The sequence below is a fragment of the Anaerotruncus sp. G3(2012) genome, from assembly GCF_000403395.2.
In the GTDB taxonomy this organism is placed as follows: domain Bacteria; phylum Bacillota; class Clostridia; order Oscillospirales; family Ruminococcaceae; genus Anaerotruncus.
Map to the genome: position 1 here is coordinate 648,147 of NZ_KE159657.1, position 22,615 is coordinate 670,761.

A 22,615-nucleotide genomic window follows, 5' to 3' on the forward strand; every position below is an offset into this window, starting at 1 on the left:
CGCTTCCAGAATCTTTTCCCAGATTCCCTTGTCACGCCACCGGCAGAACCGGCGGTGTACATTCTTCCAGTTCCCATACGTTTCCGGCAAGTCCCGCCAGGGTGCTCCGGTGCGCAAAATCCAGAATACACCGTTGATAAACTGCCGCGTATCTCGGGCATTGCCTCCGCGCGTCCCTTTTTCGCCTATTGTGTTTGCTTTGATTTTCTCCCACGCTCTGTCGCTTATATCATGTCGATGCTGTTCCCTCGCCATTTTTCTGCCCTCCTGCTACTTTGAGGACTATTATAGCACATTTCTATTGACGACACAACCTAATGTCGATATTTCAGAGAAAATCAAGCCCCACCAATGAGAAAGACTCCCTTGGCGCTGGATAGTTGAACGCACCCTCTCCTGGCTCAATCATTCCAGACGTCTCAGTAAAGATTATGAGATATCCGTCTCATCTGCTGAGACTATCGTCAAAATTTCTCATTTCCATACCTTGCTTAAACGCTTATGAATACAGCTTCTAACTCTGGCTGCGAAGTGCAGGGAGGGATAAATGCAAGAGAAATCCCCCGAAGTGGATGTATCTCATATAGAAGATTCCACTTCGGGAGATTTTTTATTTATGAGCTTTTATAGTATGTAGAACATGTTTTATTTTATTCGATTGATTCGTCCTCCTCCCGGAAGGTAAGAAAGTATTCCATAGGCTTTTGGAATTCCTGACTGATTTTATAGAGAAGAGGGGCGGAAACGGAAGTATCTTCGCTTTTCAGATTTCGTATATGGCGTGCGGAGATATTCAGGCGCTCTGCCAGCAGCTCCTGCTTCAGATTCGATTCCCTGATAACATTACCAAATTTCTTGTGATCAAATAACACAATTTTTCCCATGTTGAAAACCTCCTATTATATAGACTTGCAGCAGACAGGATAGTATCTATCTGCTTTCTATATTAAAAATAAAAGAGATTGGATATAATATACAGGAAATCGACTTCCAATTGTAGAATTTTGTCGTTTTTTCTGCAAAAATTATGCGTATAGAACATAATATGGCTGGCGTAATTCGTAAAAATAAAGAGCAGCCCGCATAATAGGCTGCTCTTCAAACGGTGCTTGTGCAAAAACAGTGCCAGGCAAATACCTGGCACTGCTCACAGATTTTCTTCCTCTTATCAGGCTTGTTTCAGAGATTTTATGTCCTGCGAATGCCAGCTCACGATCTCTTTCAGGACTTCGGTGTCAGATTTGACATTGTTCAGAGTGATCTCTATTCGATCCAACAGCAATTAGCTTCGATGCCACCGTTCTCAAAGTAGATCTTTGCGAATGCAGCTTTTATGAAGTTTTCACACCATGCAACCTTGATTTCTTTCACTTCAGTTGCCTCCTTGTTTCGCCCTTCAACTTGCAATCCTGATTGAGCTCCATCATAACCGTACCGTTCTTTGTTTCTTCGCATTAAAAATCTTCCTCTTCGTCTTCTTCAATATCTGTTTCCTCAAAGCGGTGTTCATCAAAGCCGCCATAAGTGTAGCCGTTGTCAAAATCCATGTGGACTGGCATCTCATCGTCGAATTGCTCTAAAAAGTGAACCAGTTCACCAACTGTCAGGAAGGAGGATGTATCCCGCCGAGGGAGATGAAATTTTTGTGGAACGGGAAAACAATGTCCCCAAAGCTACCTGAAAATGGTGTATAATAACAGAATCACAAGTTTTGGGATCTGTTTTGCATCCAAAGCCTTGCTACATCGATGTCCGAGAGATGCGGAACCGATTCTTTCAGAGGAGGAATGAAAGTGAAACGTAGGTTTCGTCTCCTGACGTTGATTTTGGCAACGATGTTCTGTATCTTTCTTGGAGGCTGTTGGGGAGCAAAAAGCAGGATTGAGATTGTCCCTGACCGGACCGAGGGCACCGATATCCTGCCGGATACTTCCTTCACTGTCCGGACAGAAGCGGATGTCACACCAGCGCAGCTCCGTGAACTGCTGCGATTTGAGCCGGGAAAGTCTTATCATGTAGAACAGCTGGAAGACGGTGGATTTTCGGTCAGACCGACCGGAGGCTTCGCGCCGGATAGTGAAGCAGCGGTGCGCTACGGCGATCAGGTATTCCGGTTTCATGTGGCTAACCGTCTGACGGTACGCGCTTGCTTCCCGGCGGATGGGAGCGAACGGGTGCCGACCAACACCGGGATCGAGATCCTATTCAACCAGCCTGAAGTGTCATTGCAGATGGTCGACCGGGCGGTGACAGTCGATCCGCCGGTTTCCCTGCGAATTGGCGGAGGCTGGGACAACGGACGATTCAGTTTTTATCCGGAGGAAGACCTCAAGCCGGACACCCGCTACACGGTAACGGTCAATCCTCCGCTCACCTCTCAGAGCGGGGCCGAACTGGCGGAGCCGTTCCACTTTTCGTTTACTGCGGTATCTCCTCAACAGACGATGGCAGAACAGAAATTTCGTATCTCAGGTACGGCAACCAGCATCAACACGCTGACCGACGAGCCGCCGTTCCTGGAGGTCTACCTCGATGAAGATGCGGTGATGGTAGAGGAGGAGCCGAAGGCCTCGGTAACCGTCTACCGATTTGATGGCTGGGAACCGTACTATGACCATCTGCTCGCGCTTCAGCAGGCTCAGAACAGATATTACAAGCAGGCTCCCTCCACACTGCTGCTCGATACAGATGGAATGGAACAGGCAGCGCAATTTGAAGCCGCGTTGGTGCAGGGAAACTCCAACTGGGCGACAACCCGGCTGCTTCTCTTTCCAGAGCCGCTGCCGGAAGGCTGGTATCTTGCCGAGATCGGCCTTGAAGTTGACGGATTCCCGCTCAAGCGGCAGATTCTTGTGCAGTCAAGCGACCTTTCAGTCTTTTTTATGCGGATGTCGGACGACTTAGTCCTTTGGCTCAACGACGCAGCTACCGGTGGTCCGGTGGCGGATGCATCGTTCGAGATGGCGGGCAGCTTTGCGGCGTCCGGGCGGACCGACGCAGATGGTGTTCTGCACATTCCCGATGGACAGTTACAGCTGGAACGGGGCAGTACATGGGATGGGGTGATGAGCGGAGAAGAAAACAGCATCTTCCGGATCACAGCGGGCGACCGGACGTTCATCGACGCGAGCTTTCTCTATTCGGATCAGACGGTCAAAACCACCGAATATGACCCGCGGGACTATTACAGCTATCTCTACTGCGACCGACCGATCTACCGGACGACCGACACTGTCCGGGTATGGGGCGTTGTGCGTCCGCGCGACCCAGCGGTTGGGATGCCTGAGGAAGTGACGGTGCGGCTGCTGGATGGTGAGGCTGAACAGGCGGTCCAGCCTCAGAAAAACGGCACGTTTACCGCCTCGCTTTCGTTCTCCGGCCTGCGATCGAACGACTGGGGCTGGCTGGAGCTATGGCTTGGGGACACCTCCCTCTGCAACACTTCACTGCGGGTGGAGGATTTTGTCAAGCCGGTTTACACCACCGAAGCATATACCGATCGGCCGATCTATCTTTCAGAAGAAAATCCATCCGTACAGGTGATCGTGGATGTGACCACCTTTGATGGGACGCCCGCCTCCAATCTGGCGGTGAATATCTCGGGCAACAGCGAAGGTATGGCAGATACTGACAGCGAAAATACCGTTGTCTTGACCGATGCACAGGGCCGGGCGGTCTCCAACAAGCTGATCCTTGCAGACGAGAACAGTTGGAGACCGCAGAGCTACTATTATTCGGTTGAAAATGCGGACGCGGAGTCCGAGAGCTTTTCCTATTGGCAGTGGGTGCAGGTCATCCACCGCGACCTGATGCTCCAACCGCGCAAGATTGCGGATGGTCAGGTGGAAGTTTCCGCCAATCGGATCGACCTTTCGCGGGTCACCTCGGCAGAACAGGCCGGTGACGTGGAACTGCTCCGGGGCGCGCCGGTGAGCTGTGAGGCGGAAGCGGAGATCCACCGGGTCTATTTTGAAGCGGAAAAGACCGGCTCCTACTACGACCACATCAGCCATACCCGTAAGGACACGTTTGCCTACCAGCAGCGGGACGAGATCACCGAGACCCGCACGCTGCGGATTGTGAACGGGATTGGGATGCTGGATGGGCTTCCCAGCAAGGGGGAGAACGACTACTATTATCTACTTATGCGTGCGGTGGATTCCCATGGGAATCCGGTGGAGGAAACCTGTATGCTCACCACCGGGGTTTACCGGTATCGGGATGAGGATGGGGAACACCGCTACCTGTTTGAGCGTCTGCCTGGCCCGGACACCGAAATCAAGGATTACTATCAGGCATGGCAGAACGAGTTCCAGGACGGGGAGACGGTAACCTTCCAGCTTTCGGACAACGACCAGCCGGTCGAGTCGATGACCGGACGGGTGCTCTATTCACTGGCACAGAAGGAGTTCGGACAGCCGGTTGTCACCGACCAGAACCATATCACCCTGCCGTTCAGCGAATCACTGCTCCCGAGCTATGCGGTTGCCGGCGGCTATTTTGACGGGAAACATATCTATGCACTGCAAACCAATCAGATGCGGTTTGACCCGGCGCGGCGGGAGCTGGAAATCACCCTGACCCCGGACCAGGAGAGCTACCAGCCGGGAGACCCGGTTGTGCTCGAAGCACGCGTGGTCAACAAGCAGACCGGGACGCCTGCCGGGAACGCAGCGGTCGCACTCGGTGTGGCGGATGAAGCAGTCTTTGCGATGCAGGAGCAGTATGTTAATCTTTTAGATGGCTACTACAGCTGGACAGATCATTATGCTTATGTGCAGACCTATACTTCCTACGAACAGAAAAATTATGGAGGAGGTCACGAAAAGGGCGGCGGAGGTGGTCAGAATCCGCGGAAAGCGTTTGAGGACACCGCCTGGTTCGGTGCTGAAGAGACCGACAGCGAAGGGAAGGCAACCTTCCGGTTCACTCTTCCGGATAACGTGACCAGCTGGCGTACGACGGCTCTTGCCCTGACCGATGATGGGCAGGCAGGCAACACCAGGTCGGCTGTTTCGGCAACACTGCCTTACTTCCTCAACCCGCTCGTCAATAGGACGCTGCTCGAGGGCGACGACCTCTCGGTCAGCCTGCGCAGCACCGGAACGGGAATTGCGGCAGAGGACCCGGTCAGCTATACTGCCGAAGTCTTCCGTGCAGATGGGTCGGAAGCCGGGCTGGCTCCGGTAGAAGCAGAGGCCGCAGCAGGGGTCTATACCAATCTCCTGTTTGACGGGAAGTTGTCCGCAGGGGCATATTTTGTGCGGCTCTCCGGAAGCTGTGGGACGTATGCCGACGCGGTGGAGCTGCCATTTACAGTGGAGCGTACCGGGGTTGAAACTGCGCAGATCAGGCAGTTTGACCTGAAGGATGGGATTCAGATTGACGCCCTGCGTTACCCAGTAACCATCCAGTTCTACGATGGAGAAAACAAAACCCTCCATGAGGTTTGGAGCAACCTGCGCAGCTGGAGTGAAGGGATACGCACCGACCAGCAGCTCGTGCGTTATTATCTGGCGCGGGCACAGAAGGCGCAGGGCGCGGATTACAGCAAGGAGGATTTGGACGCGTTTGAGCTTGGCGGTTACTATGGGATGCTGTCGGTTCTTCCTCATATGGAGTTGGATGAATGGTTCACTCTGCGGGTCTATCTCGCATTTCCGGATCTGTTCAACCAGAAGGAATTTGCGCGCAACCTCAATGACAGCGGATGCAGTCCTATGTCCTACTGTGCAATGCAGGCGCTGTCCGGTTTTTCCAATGCACGGATGGTGGAGGATTTCCTCAAGTCGGAGCACAACCTCACGCTGACCGACCGGCTATACTTAGGATGTGTTCTAGCCGAGCTGGAAGAGACACAGGCAGCGAAAGAGCTGTATGACACACTGGTAACCCCTGCATTGATTCCGTTTGAGGGGGTATCGGGTGAAAAGGCGCTTGCACTGGCTGCCCCGGAAGGGAGCGGCTTGCAACAGGTCGAATGCACCGCTGCGGCTTCGATGCTCGCGTCCGCCCTGCATCTGCCGGATGCGGAAGGGCTGACACGGTACCTGTTGGAGAAAGGGTCGCCGTATGAGCCTTACCTGATTGAGCAGCTCTACTATCTTGGGAAGTTCCGTTCCGCGGAGAAACGGACGGTTTCCTTCAGCTATCAGAAGGATGGTAAACGGGAAACGATCGATCTGAGCAATGGCGAACAGCGGTTTTTGAGTTTCACCAAGGAGCAGCTGGAGAAGGCAGCGTTCCAGGTGGAGTCGGGCTTGGTACAGGCGGATGTCTCCTACATCGGAGGCCCGGAGCAGCTCGATCCGTCCAGCCGCAGGATCGGGCTGACAAAAACGGTGGAGCCGGTCAACGGAACATTCGGCCAGGGGGAGTTGGTCAGGATCACATTGACCCCCGATTTCAGCGGGTTTGACCCGAACATTGGGGAGATCGACGTGGTGATCGATGACATGATCCCCGCCGGGATGCGGTATGAAAAGGCCCAGAACGATCCGCTTGATCTGGATGCCTCTGGCTGGCGTGGCTGGACGCTCGACCGGCGGGAGGAACAGAGGGTCCGATTCCGGGCCTATGGGAAATACTTCTTCAACCGGATTTCTCCGATCGTCTATTACGCACGATGCGTCACCAATGGGACCTATACGGTGGAGAGCGCATATATAAACAGCCTCTATAACGACACCTGGGGGATGAGCGAGCGCTCCGAGGTGGAAATCTCATGAGACGTCTGCTGGCGCTGCTGGCAGCCTTGTTGCTGGCGGGCTGTGGGGATGTATCTGAGCGCAATCCGCCTCAGGTTTCTGCCCTCGAAGGTCCCCCGGAACAGGCAGCATCAGGAGAGGCGAACCGTCCGATGCGCTATTTGCGCAGTCTTTACTATGATCCGGAATTGGTGCCCGGTGGGATTGCATCTCCAGAGCGATATACAGTGGAGGGGGAACTGGCCGGTGGACTGGTGCCCCATCATCTGCTGGCTTCTGACATGATAGCGGGCTTTTTCCGGATGGTGGGGGAGCAGCCTGACCAATTTAACCGGGTTTTGCTGCTCTCCCCGTCCCACTATCCCGAGCGATGCAGCAGTGATCTTGTGATCGCGGCCGCCGGATGGGACACCCCTTATGGAAGGGTGGAGCCGGATTTAGAGTCTGCCGCACACCTGCTCGAAAATCCGGCACTGGGAGTGTTGGATGACCCCGACGCAGTAGAGTATGACCATGGAGTAGCGGGACTGCTCCCGTTTGTCCGCCGTTACTTGCCCGAAGCAAAGCTAACCGCCTGCCTGCTCTCCAATCGTCTTTCCCAGGAGCGCCTATCCTTGTTCTGGGAGAGCGTGGAGGCGCTTTGCAGGGAGGGGGATGTCCTGCTGGTCGTATCGGCGGACTGCTCCCATTATCTGACGCCTGGGGAGTCAGCAGAACGGGACAGGGAAACTGCCTGTGCGATCGAACGTTGTGAGATCGGCCGGGTCCTTGGGTTCACCGACAGCAACGTCGATTCCCCACAGTCGTTGAGCACGCTGCTCTATCTTGTGCAGGAACAGGAGCTGACAATGGTACGGCTCGGGCATTCCAGCTCCCCTGAGAAGCTGCCGCATGCGGATGCCAATCCAATTTTTGAGGAGGGGATCACCACATACTTTGTCTATGCTGCGATCCGGTGAAACGGCCTTTTTGGATGGTAACGATTTATAAAAAAGAGCCGGCGTGGGATGAAACCACGCCGGCTTTTTTATTTTTCATGGGGTACGTTCACGGTCTCCTGATTCAGTCGACTTTACTGGTGAAAAAACGCAGCGAAACCTTGCACTCAAGGCTTCGCTGGGCGTTGAAGATTAGATCATTTCGTGGTACAATGAAACCAGAGGCTCCAAATTGGCTGTGAAGCCCAATAAGACCTGCGCACTTTAGCCTGAAAGCAGTAAAACGGGAGGAAAACAGCGATGGTGCAACCCATTCTTTTGCTCGGCGACCCACGTTTATACGAGAACAGCAGCCCGGTCAGTCAGGAAGATTTACCTAATCTGCGGCGCACAGTAGAAGACCTACATGATACCCTGATGGCATTCCGTGAAAAATATCACGCAGGACGTGCGATCGCCGCACCACAGATCGGGGTTCCGAAACGGCTGATCTATATGTATATTGACCGTCCGGTGGTATTCTTGAATCCAACACTCGAGTTCCCCGATCCAGAACGGATGGAGCTTTTGGATGACTGTATGTCATTTCCCGGACTGCTCGTGAAGGTAGAGCGGTACCGGCGGTGTACAGTTCGATGCCGCGATCTTGATTGGAGAGAATGCCGTTTTACATTCGAGGATGATCTCTCCGAGCTGATCCAGCACGAGTACGACCATCTGGACGGCATCCTTGCGACCATGCGTGCGGTCGACAAAAGGTCGCTGTTTTTTAAGCCAGCATCCCGGTGAGCGTCTTCCGGACCCGCTCAAGGTCCTGATCGCAGAGGAGCGGCAGAAGTTCTGCGAGTGGTTCGGGCTCGAAATCCCACCAGCGCAGGCGCAGCAGCAGGTCGATTAACCCGTCATCGAACCGCTTGCGGATCGGATGGGCCGGATTTCCGCCTGCAATGGTATCTGGTTCGATATTGATGGAGACCGCCGACCGCGCTGCAATCATCGCCCCGTCCCCGATTCAGACGCCTGGTAGAATCAGGAATTCCCGTCCAAACCAGACGTCATTTCCAACCATTGTGTCCCCTTTTCTTGGAAGTTCGGAAAGATGCGGCGGTGTATTTTCCTCCCAGACACCGCCAAATACGTTGAATGGGTAGGTGGTGACACTGCCGGTGCGGTGATTTTTTTCAAGCCTGCGGCGAGACCATCGCAGGCGGCTGCGTATAGCGGCCCTGCTTCAGATTACATAGGCCATCCGGTGCGTCAAGCGTGCGGCCGGGATTTTTGCCCGCCACTGAAAAACGGATATGTTGCCTTTCAGTGCGTTGGCCCTATCTTTCGCAGTCACCTCCGTACGGATTTTGGAATGCAGTTGCAACTGCGTGTTTTTTTCTCAGTTCTTTCACCGTCGAAAATCCTCCTGTTTTTTAAATTTTCTGCACAAAAATGCCATAAATGCACCGCATTTATGGCATACTGAAAAGGGAAGCGGTGGGATTCACTTTCGGGTCTGGCCCGGATAGTTTACCCGGGTCTCGGCGTTCTGGATCAGATTGAGCAGGGATGAGGCAAACAGCGGGTATGCTTTGGAAAGCCCCTCGGTGGTGACCATAAGAGGCTCAAGATCCTTAATCTTTTCCATATCCACCGCCGGATCCCCTTTCGAGATCGAGAGCGCATTGGCGCAGTGGATCTGCATGGCGGCATCGGCATACTGCTGGGAGACCGTATCTGGAATGGTAAAAAGCGCATTCTGGTTGCGCGGATTCGCGCTGTAAACCAGCCGGAACATTCGGTAGACCGCTAGCATCAGAAACGAAGAAACCTCGTTAATCAGCGGCTTGCAGTTGCTCTTGGCGAGCAGGTCAAACAGAATGTTCAGCGAATTTGCGATCAGCTTCTTATTGAGCACTGGAAGAACACCGGCACGAAAGACATTCTCTTTCCCTACCTGCTCCGGCTCGGGAATCTCTTCGACAGTGATCTGTGAACCAGTACGGTCGGGGGAACGTCCAAGCAGGTAATCGCACGAAACCCCATAAAAGTCGGCGCAGCGGAGCAGGAAATCCAGCCCGCACTCCCGGATGCCCTTTTCATAATGGGACAGCAATGCCTGTGAAATACCCAGATTAGATGCAGCCAGTTTTTGGCTGATGCCCCGCTCTTTGCGCAGCAGGGTCAGGATGCGCGGAAAATCAGCGTTCATTGTCTTTAACTCCTCAAAAACGGTTTGCTCTACATAAAGTAAATTATATAACACCAAAAACGATTTGTAAATACACTCTGTCGAATCTTAGAAATATTTGTAGATTAAAAGCAAAAAAGGTGGTAAATTTTATGCTAACATACAAAATACACATCCTCCGACATGGCTTTACACAGGCGAATCTCGAAGGGCGGTACATAGGCAGCACCGATCTTCCGCTTTGCGAGGAGGGACGCGCGCAGCTTTTGGCACTGCGGGAACGGTGCGAATATCCGCGGGTTGACCGGGTGTATACCAGCCCGCTGGCGCGTGCCAAGGAAACCGCTGAACTGCTCTATCCGGACCGATACACCGAAGTGGTGGACAACCTTCGGGAACTGGATTTTGGGGAGTTCGAAGGCAGGCAGATACACGATCTCGAACAGGACCCGGCCTTTCGGGAGTGGATTGCGTCGCCCGAGAGCGCCCGGACTCCCGGCGGTGAGAGCGGGGAGGAGCTGAAACAGCGCGCAATCCAGGCGATCGCGTATATCTTCGGACAGATGATGGAGATGCGGATCTCGTCGGTTGCGGTGATTACCCATGGCGGGCTGATTATGAACCTGCTGGCCGCGATGGGGCTGCCTGAACGCAAGATGGTGCAGTGGACCGCCCTGAACGGCAGGGGATACACACTGCTGTTGACAACCCAGATGTGGATGCGGGATCAGAAGTTTGAAGTTTATTCTCAGATTCCATACGAGCCGAACGAGGTTGAAGAGCCTCTTTTTATTGATTTGGAAGATTGAACAATGCAGGGGGACAAAACAGGATGTCTTTTTATAAAACGGTGAAACAAAATGCAAAACGTGCGCTTGCGGGGGGATGGGGGAAGGCGATCGGCCTGATGCTGATTGCCGCGCTGCCGCTCTCGCTTGTGCGTATCCTCGAACAGGTGATCCGCTCGATGGGTGGCATTCCTGCCTATGTAGACTACCGCGGCACGCCCGGGCTGGCGTTTGATGATCTGGCGAACGTCGCGTTCGCTTCGGTATTGCTCACCCTGTTGACAACCCTGCTGGCGTTTATCGTCGAGCGTCCGCTCTGTCAGGGGATCGTCCGCTGGTACTACCGGCGGACCGGAGGAGAACAGGATGGGGTGGATGAAGCATTCCACTATTTTGAGACCGCTGCCGCGTATGGCAGGGCGCTCTGGCTACAGCTTCAGATCTGTCTGCGGCTGTTTTTCTGGAGTGTGCTGGTTTGTACACCGTTGACCGGTGGAGCACTCTTTCTCGGCCTCTACAGCGCCCGCTATGGCGCCCTGCCCCGCCCGGCAGAGGTTGGGGTCCTGTTGCTTGCGTTGGTCTGGATCGTCCTTGCAGCCCTTCTGCTGGCGTTTGTGCGGCTTCGCTATTTTCTTGCTCCCTATCTGTTGGCGGCACACCCCGAAATACGGGCCAGAACTGCGATCAAACAGGGGATACGATATGTGTACGGCTATAAGGCGGAGCTGTTTGGTTTTTTCCTGCGGTTTTTACATTGGTGGACTCCTGCTGTCATAGCTGCTGTGCTGACCGTTGCATGGCCGTTCCTGCCGTTTGGGCAGCCGTTCCGGAATCTGACCGGTATGCAGCTCACCCTTCTGACAATTCAGGGCGGGCTATGCGTTTATCTGCTTCCGTATATGCGGATTTCGTTTGCGGTCTACGCCCGGTATCTGATCCAGCACGCCGAGGAGGGTGGAGACGGGGTAAATGACCCGAGCGCCGATGCGGAGGATGGAGAAGCGAATGCGACACGGGAATATGAATCCCTACAGATACCGTTCGGGCAGGCGCCGGAAGAGGCTGAATAAAGGGCCTTCATGGGTATTTTTGTCGCATCAATGAGCAGAAAAAAGAGGACAGGGCTGATGCCCTGTCCTCTTTTTTCCCCCATCCCGTTATATGTGCATCAAACATTTTTTAGCCTTGCCGGGCTTCGCTCATGGATTTTGCACACTCGGAACACACATTTTTCCCTTTAAAGTTGATGATGTCGTTTGCACTGTTGCAGAAGATGCAAGCCGGCTCATACTTTTTGAGAATAATATGGCTGCCGTCCACGTAGATTTCAAGGGAGTCTTTTTCATTGATGTCGAGTGTACGACGCAGCTCGATGGGAAGGACAATACGACCCAGCTCATCTACCTTGCGCACGATGCCTGTGGATTTCATACACAAATAACCTCCTATCCATTTTTTGATACCTGTTATCTTTAACAATATATCCTAAAATTGCACAAATGTAAACAAATTTACGTAGAAAGTTTTTCTTTTTGGAGGAATAGTAAATATTCAACAATCAAAAGTGTATAAAATGACGAAACTTGGAGGGTAAAAAAGTATGATGAACTTCATTTTTTCAGGAATGCTGATTTTTTCATTCGTTTTTGCGGTGCTCACCGGGCGGGTTGATCAGCTTTCCCAGTCGGTGCTCAAACAGGCGGGAAACGCGGTAGAACTGGTTTTATCGCTGCTTGGGATGCTCTGCCTGTGGGGCGGAATCATGCGGATTGCGCAGGAGTCAAAATTGACTGAAAAATTAAGTAAAGCGCTTTCTCCCGTCACCGGACGCCTTTTTCGCGGTTTAAAACCGGGGGGACGGGCGATGCGCGCGGTCACAATGAACCTTGTGGCGAACTTTCTCGGGCTGGGAAATGCCGCAACCCCGCTCGGAATCCAGGCGATTTGCGAGATGAGAAAGGAGCAGGGTACGAAGGGGACAGCAACCAATGAGATGGCGATGTTTGTGGTGCTCAACACAGCGTCCCTACAGCTGATTCCTACCACTACTGCCATGCTGCGGATGCAATATGGCTCTGCTGCACCGTTGGATATTCTGCCGGCGGTTTGGCTGGCGTCGATCGGTTCGATCACGGTAGGCGTTGTGATGGCGAAAACACTCGAAAAGGTTTGGAGGAAATGCGGATGATGCAGATCGGCTCCTATATTGTGCCTTTGGTCGTCGTGATGATTGTTGGACATGGGCTTTCCAAGGGCCTGCCGGTATTCGACCTGTTTATCGAGGGGGCCAAAGACGGCCTGCTCACAGCAGCACGCATCCTGCCCGCTCTGGTAGCGCTGATGACCGCTGTAGGGATGTTCAAAGCCAGCGGAGCGCTCGACCTGCTCTCCTTTGCGCTCGAGCCGCTGGGAAAGCTGTTCGGTTTGCCGCGTGATCTGCTCCCGCTCGCACTGCTCCGCCCGATCTCAGGCAGTGGGGCAATGGCAATTTTCGATGACCTGCTGCGCATCCATGGTCCCGACAGCCTGATCGGACGGATCGCCAGCGTTATGGAAGGTTCTACCGAAACCACATTCTACACGATAGCGGTCTATTACGGCGCAGCGGAGATCCGGCAGACCCGGCACACGGTTCCCGCTGCCTTGAGCGCCGATCTGACCGGTTTTTTCCTGTCAGCGCTGCTGGTCCGGATGCTCTTTTGAGGAAGGCCGATCCTTCCGGATTTTCGAACGGCCTTCGGGGCGGCGCAGGACCCTGCCCCGAAGAGCCCCCACCAATGCGAAGAGCAGGAATGCAACCAGATTTGCGGCTACGATCGAAGCACCCGCGGGGGTGGAGAACGCAAACGACGCGACCATCCCACAAAAAAAGCAGACGACCGAAACCAGTGCGGAAGAGATGACCACCCCTTTGAAGCTGCGGCAAACCCGCATGGAGGTCAGTGCCGGGAAGATAATCAGGCTGGAAATCAACATTGCCCCCATAATCCGCATCCCGACAACGATCGTAACCGCAGTCAGCAGGGCGATCAGAAGGGTATACCCGCGGGCGTTGACACCGGTCGCCTGAGCGAACGCCTCATCGAATGTGATCGCAAAGATCTTGTTGTAAAAGAGGATAAACAACAGAAGCACCGCCGCTGACAGCACGACCGAAGCCGCCACATCTCCGACCCCCATCGCGAGGATGCTCCCGAACAGATACCCATACACATCGGTGTTCATCCCAGAGGTCAGCGAGGTGACAATGACACCGATTGCGAGCGAGCTGGAAGCGATCAGGGCGATCGCAGCATCCCCTTTGATCCGGCTGTTCTCGCTGATCCGAAGCAGCAGAAAGGCCGCCAGCACCACAACCGGTGCGGCAACGGCAAGCGGTGCGAGCCGCATTGCCATTGCGATCGAGAGCGCGCCGAATCCGACATGGGACAACCCGTCCCCGATCATCGAATACCGCTTGAGTACCAGGCTTACCCCGAGCAAAGCGGAACAGAGTGCAACCAACATGCCGACAAGCAGTGCCCGGTTGAGAAATCCGTAGGAAAACATCTGTGAAATCAGTTCAAGCATGGTGGCCACCTCCCAGAAAACGCCGGCCAACCGCACTGTCCGGATAGTCCTGTGCCGGTCCATAGAAGAGCACGCCGGTGCCCATATGCAGGATTTTGCCCGCGTTGTGCACTGCACAGGTGATGTCATGGCTGACCATCACCACAGTGACCCCCTCCAGATTGAGCTGGCGGATCATTGCGTATAGTTCGGAAGTCACGACCGGGTCCAGGCCGGTCACCGGTTCATCGAGCAGGAGCAGCTTTTCGGTGGCGCAGAGCGCGCGCGCCAGCAGGACGCGCTGTTGCTGGCCGCCGGAAAGGTCGCGATAGGATTTTTTACGCAGTGCCCCGACCGAAAGGCGTTCCATATTTCGCTCGGCGATCTGCCGCTCGGCGGATGAATAGAATGGGCGCATCCCCCGCCGGTTGAGGCAGCCCGAAAGCACCACCTCGTAAACCGAAGCGGGGAAATCCTTCTGCACCACGGTCTGCTGCGGCAGATACCCGATCATCCGCTGTTTCAGCCCCTCCCCATAGGAGATGCTGCCCGCGTCCGGCGTTTTTAGTCCCAGCAGGCCCTTGAGCAAGGTGCTCTTGCCCGCACCGTTTTCCCCTACAATGCAGACGTAATCCCCAGCTTCGATCTCAAAGCTGACATCTTCCACTGCCAACCGGTTTTCGTACCGCAGGCTTAATCCTTTGCAGGCAATCAGCGCCATTTGTTCAGCCCCTTTTTGAGATTTTCCGCGTTCTGCCGCATCAGAGAAAGATAGGTGGCCCCCTCGGCAAACTCCTCCTGCGAAACATTGTGGCAGGAATGCAGCAAGAGCATCTGCGCACCGGTTTCATCCGAGATCATCCGGGCAACTTTTGGATCGGTCAGCTCTTCGTAAAAGACGGTCGGAATCCCTTCGCTGCGGATCGCGTCTATGATCTGTGCCACAGCGCCCGCGCTCGGCTCGGTCTCCCCGGAGCAGGAGTCGAACGCCGCTTTCCAGCGCAATCCGTACCGCTCCGCGAAGTAGGTGAGTGCAAACCGCCCGCCAAATACCAGCTCTTGATATTCCGCCTGTTCAACCGTCTGCATCAAGAGCTGGTCGAGCTGATCCAGCTCGGCCTTGTAGCTGGCAGCGTTGGTCTGATAAGACCCTGCATGTGCCGGATCGACCCCGCAGAGCGCCGCAGCAAGATTATCCACCATCTGCATCGCCCTGGCCGGGTCGGTCCAGATATGCGGGTCAGCTCCGCTGTGGGTGTGACCATCGTGCTCCGCCTCCGGGTCGATTTCAGACAATGGGATATTCTGTGAGATGTCCAACACGGTTGGATTTCCTTCCAACCCGTCAATCAGATTTTCCGCCCACGGTTCCATCTCCGGGCCGGTGTAGATAAAAAGGTCTGCGTTGTTGATCCGGATGATGTCCGCCGGGGTCGGCTCAAACGAGTGGCTTTCCACGCCCGGGGGGAGCAGAAGGGTCACTTCGGCAAATGTTCCCGCAATCTGCCGCGCGAAATCGTACTGCGGGAAGAGGGTTGCCACAATCTGAATCCGTCCATCCGGTTTCTCCTCTGACGCTTCTGCACCCGAACAGCCGGACACCAACAACGCCATTGCCAAAAACAGCGCTATCAGCCTGCGCATACCGGCACCCCCTCCTGTTTGGCTGCGCAGAGCTCGCACAGCCCATATAAAACGGTTTTGGTATGGTCGATCGCGAACCTGTGATGGCTGGCGACATGCTGCGCCACCTCGTCGAGGTAACTGCATTCCACATGCAGCAGCACCCCGCAGCCGATACACTTCAGATGAAAATGCTCGCGGCAGCGCTCCTCACCGCCGGCATATTGATAACATGCGCCGGTCCTCTCCTCCAGAAAATACCGCCGAACCAATCCCTGCTCCACCAGCCGGTCCAGATAGCGGTATACAGTCGATTTTCCAACCGGCTCTCCCTGTCCCCGCAGATGGTCAACCACCTCGTCTACCGAGAGGTGACGGCCGGCGTTTTCGGTCAGCAGGCGTAAAATCCGTTCCCGCTGACGGGTTTTGTAGCCCCCGATTTCAGACATCCTTCTACCTCCTGTGAAGTGAAAATCAAATGCACCTGTTTTGGAGTGCTTTGACTATGAAATTGAAAATCAGATTCAATTTTAACCGGTGTCCCCCTGTTTGTCAACCGAAAAAGCGCGAAAAACGTCGGGCAAAAGCAAAGAAAAAAAGGAGGACGCCCCAAAATGAGAGCGTCCTGAAGCCGCAGCGATTCAATCTTTTTTGGGCTGCATCCGTTTGACCCGTTTTTCCGGCAGCTTTGCAGGCTGAGTGGATTGCTGATCGGAAGCGGTCTGATTGCCGGCTGCTTTCAGCTGCGGCGAATCCGCGTTTACCGCAGCCGAAACGGTTTCCTGTACTGCTTTTTCGGCGAGAATGTAGGTGCCGGGGGTGCGGGTGCGGATGTCGAAGAAATAGTTTCCATCGTCGTCCGCCATTGCTGCAAAATCGCCGCTCACATCGGTGAGGGTGTCCCCATCGACCTCATAAATTTTCAAACGGTACCAACGGTCGGCAAGACCGCCATCGACCTCCTCGCGATAAGGGCTGAAAATCCGTACGGTCGGCAGGCTGGTAGACGGGATCCGCCCGTCCACCACAAATTCGTAGTAATACGCCTCCTGATCGGCAAACAGGTCTTTGAATTTACAGTCATCCATGTCGGTATTGACATTGAAATAGAACTGATCCGGATCGTTGTCCGCATAGAAGTGAATCCCCGCGACCTTGGTATCGCCGCTCCTGATCGTCAGTGCGACCTCTGAACCTGCACGCGGTTTCACAATCCCGCCGCCATCCAGCGCAAATGCGGAAATGCTTAACCCCAGGGCCAGCCCTGCCGCAACAACCGCGGATAGAATTTTTTTCATACGATTTCCTCCTGTCTGTTTCACGCAAAGGGTCTGTTGATTTGTTTGCCAGATGCAAAATAGAACCCGTTTGGCGGCTTTCGCTGCGGCCAAAGGGCCACAGGTTTTAGAAGCATCGCTTAGAACCCGTATTCACAACCATTCGACACCGTCTGAGCGGGTCTTTTGCCGGCCTGCCGCGTTGAAAAATCTTGCAATACACAAAGGATTGTCTGCGTTTTTTCGCCTTGCAGGGCAGCAAAATCCCTCGCCCATCCGGCATCCTCTGATTATGAATACAGGTTCTTCATGCTTTTCAAGTGCTTCGATTATAGCAGATGTTTGTGTCTATTTCATGAACATAGCTCGGAATCAGAAAATGGCGGCCGGTTTCATCTTCCGAACCGTTTGCGCATCCGGATGTCCTCCCCGTAAAACTGCAATGGCCGGTAGGTCGCCAACAGGCGGGAGAGGATGCGGTCCCCGTACCGCTCGCGCAGGATGGTCTCATCAAAGTTGGTATTGATGACGGTCGGGCGCCGGAGGTTGATCCGCTCGTTAATCACCCCATAAAGCGCCGCAACGGTAAAATTGGTCGAGAACTCTGCGCCGAGGTCGTCGATAATCAACAGATCGCAGCCGAGCGCCATCGACTGGTAATCGTCCGTTTCGGTGCTGTTCCGCGAGAACTGCTGCTCCTGTAGTTTCCCCAGAAGCCGATGGGAGGTGGTATAGATCACACCGAACCCCCTTTGGATCACCGCTCCGGCGATCGCGAGTGAAAGATGGGTTTTTCCCAGGCCGGTGCCGCCGCAGAGCAGCAGGCTTTCGCTTTGCAGGGAAAAACTGCGGGCATAATCGACGCAGATCGAGAGGACTTTTTCCATCGCGCGCTGCGGAACGATGTTGTAGGGGCCGACCGGCTGGGTTGGGTAATAGTCAAGCAAAAAGTTGTCAAACCGGCAGTCACGGATGCCGGAACAGTCCCCAAGCTGTTCGTAGGCGGCCTTGCGAAGCAGCTCCGCCATACAGTCACACTGTTTTTCCACAATATAGCCGGTGTCCTGACAGCGTGGACAGGTGTAATGCACATCAAGGAAATCCGGCTCCAGGCCAGCGGCGGTGAGCAACTCTGTCCGTCGCTTTTGCAGGGCGAGGTTCTGCTCCTTCAGTTGGGCGATCAGGTCAGGCGCGCGTCCTCCGCCAGAAATCGCCGCCTGTACAGCCGCAAGCCCGGTTGAGGCGAGCGAGCGTTCCAGCTCGGCAAGCTCGGGAAGAGCGGCGTGAAGCGCTGTCCGGCGTTCCTCCGCCTGTCGAAGAGCACCCGCCCGGCGCGCATCGAGCGCCTGCTGTGCTTTCTGGTAGGTTTCTCTGGTATAGCCCATCGGTTCGCCTCCTAGTCGCGGAATTCACTGTGCAGCATCTCGTGCAGCCTGGACATGTCGATCGAGGAATCGCCGCCGGTCCGGGCGGACTTGTTCTGCGCCGCAGACGAACGGGAGGTACCCGCATTCAGATCGTCCAGCGCGGCCTTGATGGTGGAAATCCCTTTGGATTTCCAGGAGGTGAGAAGCTTGTCCGCATAGGCAAAAGAGGCTTTCCCGGTATTTTCGACCGACCGCTCGCAGGCGAGAAAGAGGATTTTTTCGTCCAGGCCGAGGGCGAACCACCGGGCAACATACTCTTTTTCCTTGGAGGTCAGCCCGCGCCCATAGAGCTGGAACGCCCGGACAATCTTGGACTCGTTCTCATTGTCCCGTGTCAGCCTTACGATCTCCTGTTCGACCTGCTCATGGGTAGTGATCCCCAGTTCGATCCAGGAAGCAGCGGTTTTTTCCACAAAATTCATACTCTTATGGCCGATCGAAACACAGTATTGCAGCAGCATCAGAACAACATCCGGATGCAGGCCGTAATAACTGCAAAGTGCGGTAAGAATCTCGCTTTCGACCGGAGTAAGCGGTGCGCCGAGCACTTGCTGGGCCTCCTGAAGGAGCTGGCCAATGGTGGGATTGGCGCTGGAAAGTTCGGCAATGTCTTCCCGCGAAATCTTCGGACGGGAAGAGATCGTAACCAGTTTCTGTCCTGTTTCGGTATTTTTCCGTTCCGAAACAACGGCGGGCGCAGAGGCTGCGGGGGCGGGCGCCTGGGCGGAAGGCTCCGGGCGGGCAGGCGCGGGGACAGCCGGACGGTTGGAATCCGAGACGATGCCCGCGCCGATCCAGTAGCCGAGCGCGTCGGTGATGTCAGCGGGAGAGATATTGAGCTGGGCGGAGAGCCATCCGGCATCGACCGGGACGCCCGGATGGCGCAGCATAACCAGCAGAATTTTTAGGGAGAGTGGGGAACACATTCGGATATGGTCATCGACCACCGAAGCGGGTACGGCAAAAACCGAAGACCAGATACCGGAATCAATCATATAAGACATGGCAAACTCCATATGTATATTATAGTATATCGTAGTAAGAACCGTTCAGGAAGGAAGAGCGGAAATCCCGTTTTTGACGCAAACAGGGAAGACGCTGTACTGACGGCAGCCATTTTTCGCCCTGCATCTGTCTGTCCACAGGCCGGAAAAATCCGCCTTCGGGTTCTCTTCTGCGAATATTATAACATATCCAGCCGAAATTTACAAAATATAAGTTGCGAAAAATCCGCAAGCCGTTGTATAATAAAAAAAGACTATATGCTGAAGCACTTGAAAAATCGGAATGATTCTTTTCAAGCCTGCGGCAGGATGCCGACAGCAGGCCAGCTTCAGATCATAATGGTCAGGGTTTGCGGGGACAGGGGGTCAAAGATGATCGGAGATTTGCATTGCCACACAAGAATGTCGGACGGCGCGCTGGGGGTAGATGACCTGATTCTCTACGCCAGACGGGGCGGGCTGGATTTCGTCGCGGTGACCGACCATGATACTATGGCCGGGGTACGCCGGGCCGAGCAGCTCGGCAGGCGGTTCGGGATCGGTGTGATTGGAGGTGCAGAGTTTTCCGCCTGGGACAGCGCGCGGGGACGCAAGGTGCATCTCCTCTGTTTGCTGCCGAAACGTCCCGACCGGCTGGAGGGGACCTTCCGCCGTACGCTGGAAGGCCGCGACCGCGCGATGCGCGAGAGCATGAAAAAGGTGATGCGCTTTTTCCCGGTGACAGAAGAACACATCCTGCGCCACGCACAGGGGGCGGCTGCGGTTTACAGCGTGCACATTATGGCTGCCCTGCGCGACCTTGGTTATACCGAAAGCCTTTATGGGGACCTCTATCGGGAGCTGCTCCTCGGGCCGGACGGGAGCTGCTTTGTACGGCAGGAATATCCCGATGTGCACGAGATTGCCGGTCTGATCCGGAGTGCGGGCGGGATCTGTATCCTTGCGCATCCGTCCTCCTATGATTCGATCGACCTGATGCAGGAGCTTGCCGAAAATGGGGAGATCGACGGGGTGGAACGGTACCATCCCCGTGTAAAGGAAGAGGACATCCCTGTAATCGACGCAGTGGTCGGTCAGTATCAGCTGATCCCGACCGGCGGCACCGATTTTCATGGCGGCAATACACGGCATCCCAGTCCGCTGGGCAGTTGTTTGACCATGCAGGAGCCGCTTGAGCGGTTGTTCCGGCTTTCCAAAAGCCGGAATTGATTGTGGGAAAGGATGGATCGTATGACAGAGGAAGCCAGATTGCAGATTCTGGAGCAGATCGCCGGAATCATTACCGGGGATGACCAGCGGGCAATGGAAGAGGTCCGGCTGTGCACCCGGGAACCGCAGGTCTACCAGCAGCAGTACTGCGGCAGATATCGGGAACGCGGTATCGACCTCCCGGATGCAGCGGGAAACGATCTCCAGTGGCTGGGAGTGGCGGACATCCTGATCGAGCATGGTTATGCCGCGGAGCGGGACTGGAAGGACGAAAAAGAGGATTTTATATACTTTTTATCCCAGCTTCGCCCGTTTGCAGCGCTTGGACTCTCAATTCAGGAGGACGAGCTGGACGAGGACGATGGCATTGATGCATGGTGCGAAATTCTGGCGAGGCAATGGAGCGCGGAAAAGGTCCGTGTAGCTGACTTTGGGATCGACAGCGACAGTTACGTGCTCTTTCTTGCCGGAGAGGAGCAGCTTTCTGCGCTGCAAAAGCTGGCAAAGCAGATCGGCCAGTGGATCACATGATGCACGCGGCGTATAGAGGAATCTAAGAACCCGTATTCACAACCGTTTCATACCGTTTGGACAGGTTTTAGCCTGCTACGCTGAAAAACCGCATAGCAGACTTTTGCCTTGCAGAGTGGTGAATCCCCCGCCCATACGGTACCTCTTGCTTATGGATACAGGTTCTAAAATACTGGAGGAGACAGAATGGACGTAAAAGAACAAGCACTGCAAAAGCATTATGAATGGCGGGGAAAGATCGAGGTGGTTTCGCGTGCGCCGATCAATACCCGGGAGGATCTTTCTCTTGCGTATACGCCGGGGGTGGCGCAGCCCTGTCTTGAGATCGAAAAGGATGAGAGCCTTTCGTATACGCTGACCCGCCGCGGCAATATGGTGGCGGTCATCACCGATGGCACCGCTGTCCTGGGGCTGGGAGACATCGGCCCGGCGGCTTCGATGCCGGTTATGGAGGGGAAATGCGCGCTCTTCAAGGCGTTTGCGGATGTGGATGCGTTTCCAGTCTGCATCGACAGCAAGGATGTCGATACGATTGTAAACACAGTCAAACTCATTTCCAAAAGCTTCGGAGGGATCAACCTCGAAGATATCTCGGCGCCGCGCTGCTTTGAGATCGAGCGGCGGCTCAAGGAAGAATGTGAAATCCCGGTATTCCATGATGACCAGCATGGCACCGCGATCATCGCGAGCGCAGCGCTGCTCAATGCGATCAAGGTCACCGGCCGGGAGATGGGCAAGCTCAAAATCGTGATTAACGGTGCAGGTGCGGCCGGCATCTCGATTGCTAGACTGCTGCTCCGGATGGGATTCGGCGAAATTGTGATGTGTGACAAGGACGGTGCGCTCTATGATGGCGCTCCCGGTATGACCGTCCCGCAGGCGGAGATGGCGAAGGTCACCAACCATGCCGGACAGAAAGGTTCGCTTGCAGAGGTGCTTGTGGGCGCGGATGTGTTCATCGGGGTTTCCCGTCCGGGGCTGGTGACCAGGGAGATGGTTGGCTCAATGGCGGACAAACCGATCGTCTTTGCGATGGCGAACCCGGTTCCCGAGATTATGCCCGAGGAAGCCAAGGCGGGCGGCGCGGCGGTAATCGGCACCGGGCGTTCCGACTATCCCAACCAGATCAATAATGTGCTTGCATTTCCGGGCATCTTCAAGGGGGCGCTGGCAGTGCGTGCGCGCGGCATCACCGAGGAGATGAAGGTCGCTGCCGCAAAAGCGATTGCCGAAATGGTTTCTGCATCCGAACTTTCCGCTGACAAAATTCTGCCCGACCCGCTTAACAAGGCAGTCGCCGACAGAGTTGCCCAAGCGGTTGCGGAGGAAGCGGTCCGGACAGGCACTGCAAGGATTTCAGCAGAGTAAGGAGAGACAGGTTTA

23 protein-coding genes and 1 pseudogene are annotated in these 22,615 nt (G+C 54.9%); 11 read left to right on the plus strand and 13 right to left on the minus strand.

The features are described 5' to 3' along the window. Nucleotides 1–255: IS5 family transposase (locus C814_RS08820; RefSeq protein ID WP_016315318.1), on the minus strand; the 255-nt coding region annotated here is incomplete at its 3' end. A 115-nt stretch (nucleotides 256–370) separates the two neighbouring features. Here C814_RS08820 and C814_RS22835 point away from each other — a divergent pair. After that, nucleotides 371–505: pseudogene (locus C814_RS22835) on the plus strand (IS5/IS1182 family transposase); the annotation flags it as partial. Between the two features lie 145 nt (nucleotides 506–650). Here C814_RS22835 and C814_RS08825 read toward each other — a convergent pair. Further along, nucleotides 651–884, minus strand: coding sequence for a helix-turn-helix domain-containing protein (locus tag C814_RS08825; RefSeq protein ID WP_016315319.1), 234 nt, complete (start codon nucleotides 882–884; stop codon nucleotides 651–653). Between the two features lie 379 nt (nucleotides 885–1,263). Further along, nucleotides 1,264–1,455, minus strand: coding sequence for a hypothetical protein (locus C814_RS08830; protein ID WP_016315320.1), 192 nt, complete (start codon nucleotides 1,453–1,455; stop codon nucleotides 1,264–1,266). 338 nt (nucleotides 1,456–1,793) lie between these two features. Here C814_RS08830 and C814_RS08835 point away from each other — a divergent pair, with 338 nt between their 5' ends. The 3 genes from C814_RS08835 to C814_RS08845 all read left to right on the plus strand — a co-directional run bounded on the left by C814_RS08835 (nucleotide 1,794) and on the right by C814_RS08845 (nucleotide 8,434). Beyond that, nucleotides 1,794–6,728, plus strand: coding sequence for an Ig-like domain-containing protein (locus C814_RS08835; RefSeq protein ID WP_016315321.1), 4,935 nt, complete (start codon nucleotides 1,794–1,796; stop codon nucleotides 6,726–6,728). Further along, nucleotides 6,725–7,666 (plus strand): AmmeMemoRadiSam system protein B, encoded by a 942-nt coding sequence (gene amrB, locus C814_RS08840; protein ID WP_016315322.1) that lies wholly within the window; start codon nucleotides 6,725–6,727, stop codon nucleotides 7,664–7,666. Before C814_RS08835 ends, amrB begins: the two co-directional genes overlap by 4 nt. Before the next feature lie 279 nt (nucleotides 7,667–7,945). Continuing rightward, nucleotides 7,946–8,434 carry a peptide deformylase gene (locus C814_RS08845; RefSeq protein ID WP_016315323.1) on the plus strand — a complete coding sequence of 163 codons (489 nt, stop codon included), beginning with the start codon at nucleotides 7,946–7,948 and terminating at the stop codon, nucleotides 8,432–8,434. Here the strand turns inward: C814_RS08845 and C814_RS24070 are convergent. Both C814_RS24070 and C814_RS08855 read right to left on the minus strand, forming a co-directional pair. Then, nucleotides 8,415–8,642: an LbetaH domain-containing protein gene (locus C814_RS24070; protein WP_016315324.1), complete on the minus strand. Its 228-nt coding sequence runs from the start codon at nucleotides 8,640–8,642 to the stop codon at nucleotides 8,415–8,417. The genes C814_RS08845 and C814_RS24070 overlap by 20 nt on opposite strands. 495 nt (nucleotides 8,643–9,137) lie before the next feature. Then, the gene (locus C814_RS08855; protein ID WP_016315325.1) at nucleotides 9,138–9,845 is read right to left on the minus strand and encodes a helix-turn-helix domain-containing protein; all 708 of its coding nucleotides are present in this window, start codon (nucleotides 9,843–9,845) and stop codon (nucleotides 9,138–9,140) included. A gap of 131 nt (nucleotides 9,846–9,976) precedes the next feature. On the opposite strand from C814_RS08855, the gene C814_RS08860 reads away from it, so the two are divergent. Together C814_RS08860 and C814_RS08865 are read left to right on the plus strand one after the other, a co-directional pair. Then, nucleotides 9,977–10,633 carry a histidine phosphatase family protein gene (locus C814_RS08860; RefSeq protein WP_016315326.1) on the plus strand — a complete coding sequence of 219 codons (657 nt, stop codon included), beginning with the start codon at nucleotides 9,977–9,979 and terminating at the stop codon, nucleotides 10,631–10,633. Nucleotides 10,634–10,656: 23 nt separating this feature from the next. Next, nucleotides 10,657–11,682 carry a DUF975 family protein gene (locus C814_RS08865; RefSeq protein ID WP_016315327.1) on the plus strand — a complete coding sequence of 342 codons (1,026 nt, stop codon included), beginning with the start codon at nucleotides 10,657–10,659 and terminating at the stop codon, nucleotides 11,680–11,682. A 109-nt stretch (nucleotides 11,683–11,791) separates the two neighbouring features. Here C814_RS08865 and C814_RS08870 read toward each other — a convergent pair whose 3' ends face one another. After that, nucleotides 11,792–12,043 carry an AbrB/MazE/SpoVT family DNA-binding domain-containing protein gene (locus tag C814_RS08870; protein WP_016315328.1) on the minus strand — a complete coding sequence of 84 codons (252 nt, stop codon included), beginning with the start codon at nucleotides 12,041–12,043 and terminating at the stop codon, nucleotides 11,792–11,794. 169 nt (nucleotides 12,044–12,212) lie between these two features. Here C814_RS08870 and C814_RS08875 point away from each other — a divergent pair, with 169 nt between their 5' ends. Beyond that, a complete protein-coding gene (locus C814_RS08875) occupies nucleotides 12,213–12,800 on the plus strand; it encodes a nucleoside recognition domain-containing protein (protein ID WP_016315329.1) in 588 nt (195 codons plus the stop codon). Beyond that, a complete protein-coding gene (locus C814_RS08880) occupies nucleotides 12,797–13,315 on the plus strand; it encodes a spore maturation protein (protein WP_016315330.1) in 519 nt (172 codons plus the stop codon). Before C814_RS08875 ends, C814_RS08880 begins: the two co-directional genes overlap by 4 nt. Here C814_RS08880 and C814_RS08885 read toward each other — a convergent pair. From C814_RS08885 to C814_RS08915, 7 genes are all read right to left on the minus strand, one after another. After that, on the minus strand, nucleotides 13,286–14,182 hold the full coding sequence (locus C814_RS08885; protein ID WP_016315331.1) for a metal ABC transporter permease: 897 nt from the start codon (nucleotides 14,180–14,182) through the stop codon (nucleotides 13,286–13,288). The genes C814_RS08880 and C814_RS08885 overlap by 30 nt on opposite strands. After that, on the minus strand, nucleotides 14,175–14,882 hold the full coding sequence (locus C814_RS08890) for a metal ABC transporter ATP-binding protein (RefSeq protein WP_016315332.1): 708 nt from the start codon (nucleotides 14,880–14,882) through the stop codon (nucleotides 14,175–14,177). The genes C814_RS08885 and C814_RS08890 overlap by 8 nt, the downstream gene beginning before the upstream one ends. Next, nucleotides 14,873–15,805, minus strand: coding sequence for a metal ABC transporter substrate-binding protein (locus tag C814_RS08895; RefSeq protein WP_016315333.1), 933 nt, complete (start codon nucleotides 15,803–15,805; stop codon nucleotides 14,873–14,875). The genes C814_RS08890 and C814_RS08895 overlap by 10 nt, the downstream gene beginning before the upstream one ends. Continuing rightward, a complete protein-coding gene (locus C814_RS08900) occupies nucleotides 15,793–16,233 on the minus strand; it encodes a Fur family transcriptional regulator (RefSeq protein ID WP_016315334.1) in 441 nt (146 codons plus the stop codon). The genes C814_RS08895 and C814_RS08900 overlap by 13 nt, the downstream gene beginning before the upstream one ends. A 192-nt stretch (nucleotides 16,234–16,425) precedes the next feature. Further along, nucleotides 16,426–17,082 (minus strand): hypothetical protein, encoded by a 657-nt coding sequence (locus C814_RS08905; protein WP_016315335.1) that lies wholly within the window; start codon nucleotides 17,080–17,082, stop codon nucleotides 16,426–16,428. A 371-nt stretch (nucleotides 17,083–17,453) separates the two neighbouring features. Beyond that, nucleotides 17,454–18,446: an ATP-binding protein gene (locus C814_RS08910; protein WP_016315336.1), complete on the minus strand. Its 993-nt coding sequence runs from the start codon at nucleotides 18,444–18,446 to the stop codon at nucleotides 17,454–17,456. Nucleotides 18,447–18,457: 11 nt separating this feature from the next. Then, nucleotides 18,458–19,492 carry a DnaD domain protein gene (locus C814_RS08915; protein WP_016315337.1) on the minus strand — a complete coding sequence of 345 codons (1,035 nt, stop codon included), beginning with the start codon at nucleotides 19,490–19,492 and terminating at the stop codon, nucleotides 18,458–18,460. Nucleotides 19,493–19,864: 372 nt separating this feature from the next. Between C814_RS08915 and C814_RS08920 the strand changes: the two genes are divergently transcribed. The 3 genes from C814_RS08920 to C814_RS08930 all read left to right on the plus strand — a co-directional run bounded on the left by C814_RS08920 (nucleotide 19,865) and on the right by C814_RS08930 (nucleotide 22,600). Continuing rightward, nucleotides 19,865–20,701, plus strand: coding sequence for a PHP domain-containing protein (locus tag C814_RS08920; protein ID WP_016315338.1), 837 nt, complete (start codon nucleotides 19,865–19,867; stop codon nucleotides 20,699–20,701). A 21-nt stretch (nucleotides 20,702–20,722) separates the two neighbouring features. Next, nucleotides 20,723–21,232, plus strand: coding sequence for a DUF6630 family protein (locus C814_RS08925; RefSeq protein WP_016315339.1), 510 nt, complete (start codon nucleotides 20,723–20,725; stop codon nucleotides 21,230–21,232). A 186-nt stretch (nucleotides 21,233–21,418) separates the two neighbouring features. Continuing rightward, the gene (locus tag C814_RS08930) at nucleotides 21,419–22,600 is read left to right on the plus strand and encodes an NAD(P)-dependent malic enzyme (protein ID WP_016315340.1); all 1,182 of its coding nucleotides are present in this window, start codon (nucleotides 21,419–21,421) and stop codon (nucleotides 22,598–22,600) included. Nucleotides 22,601–22,615 lie beyond the last annotated feature (15 nt).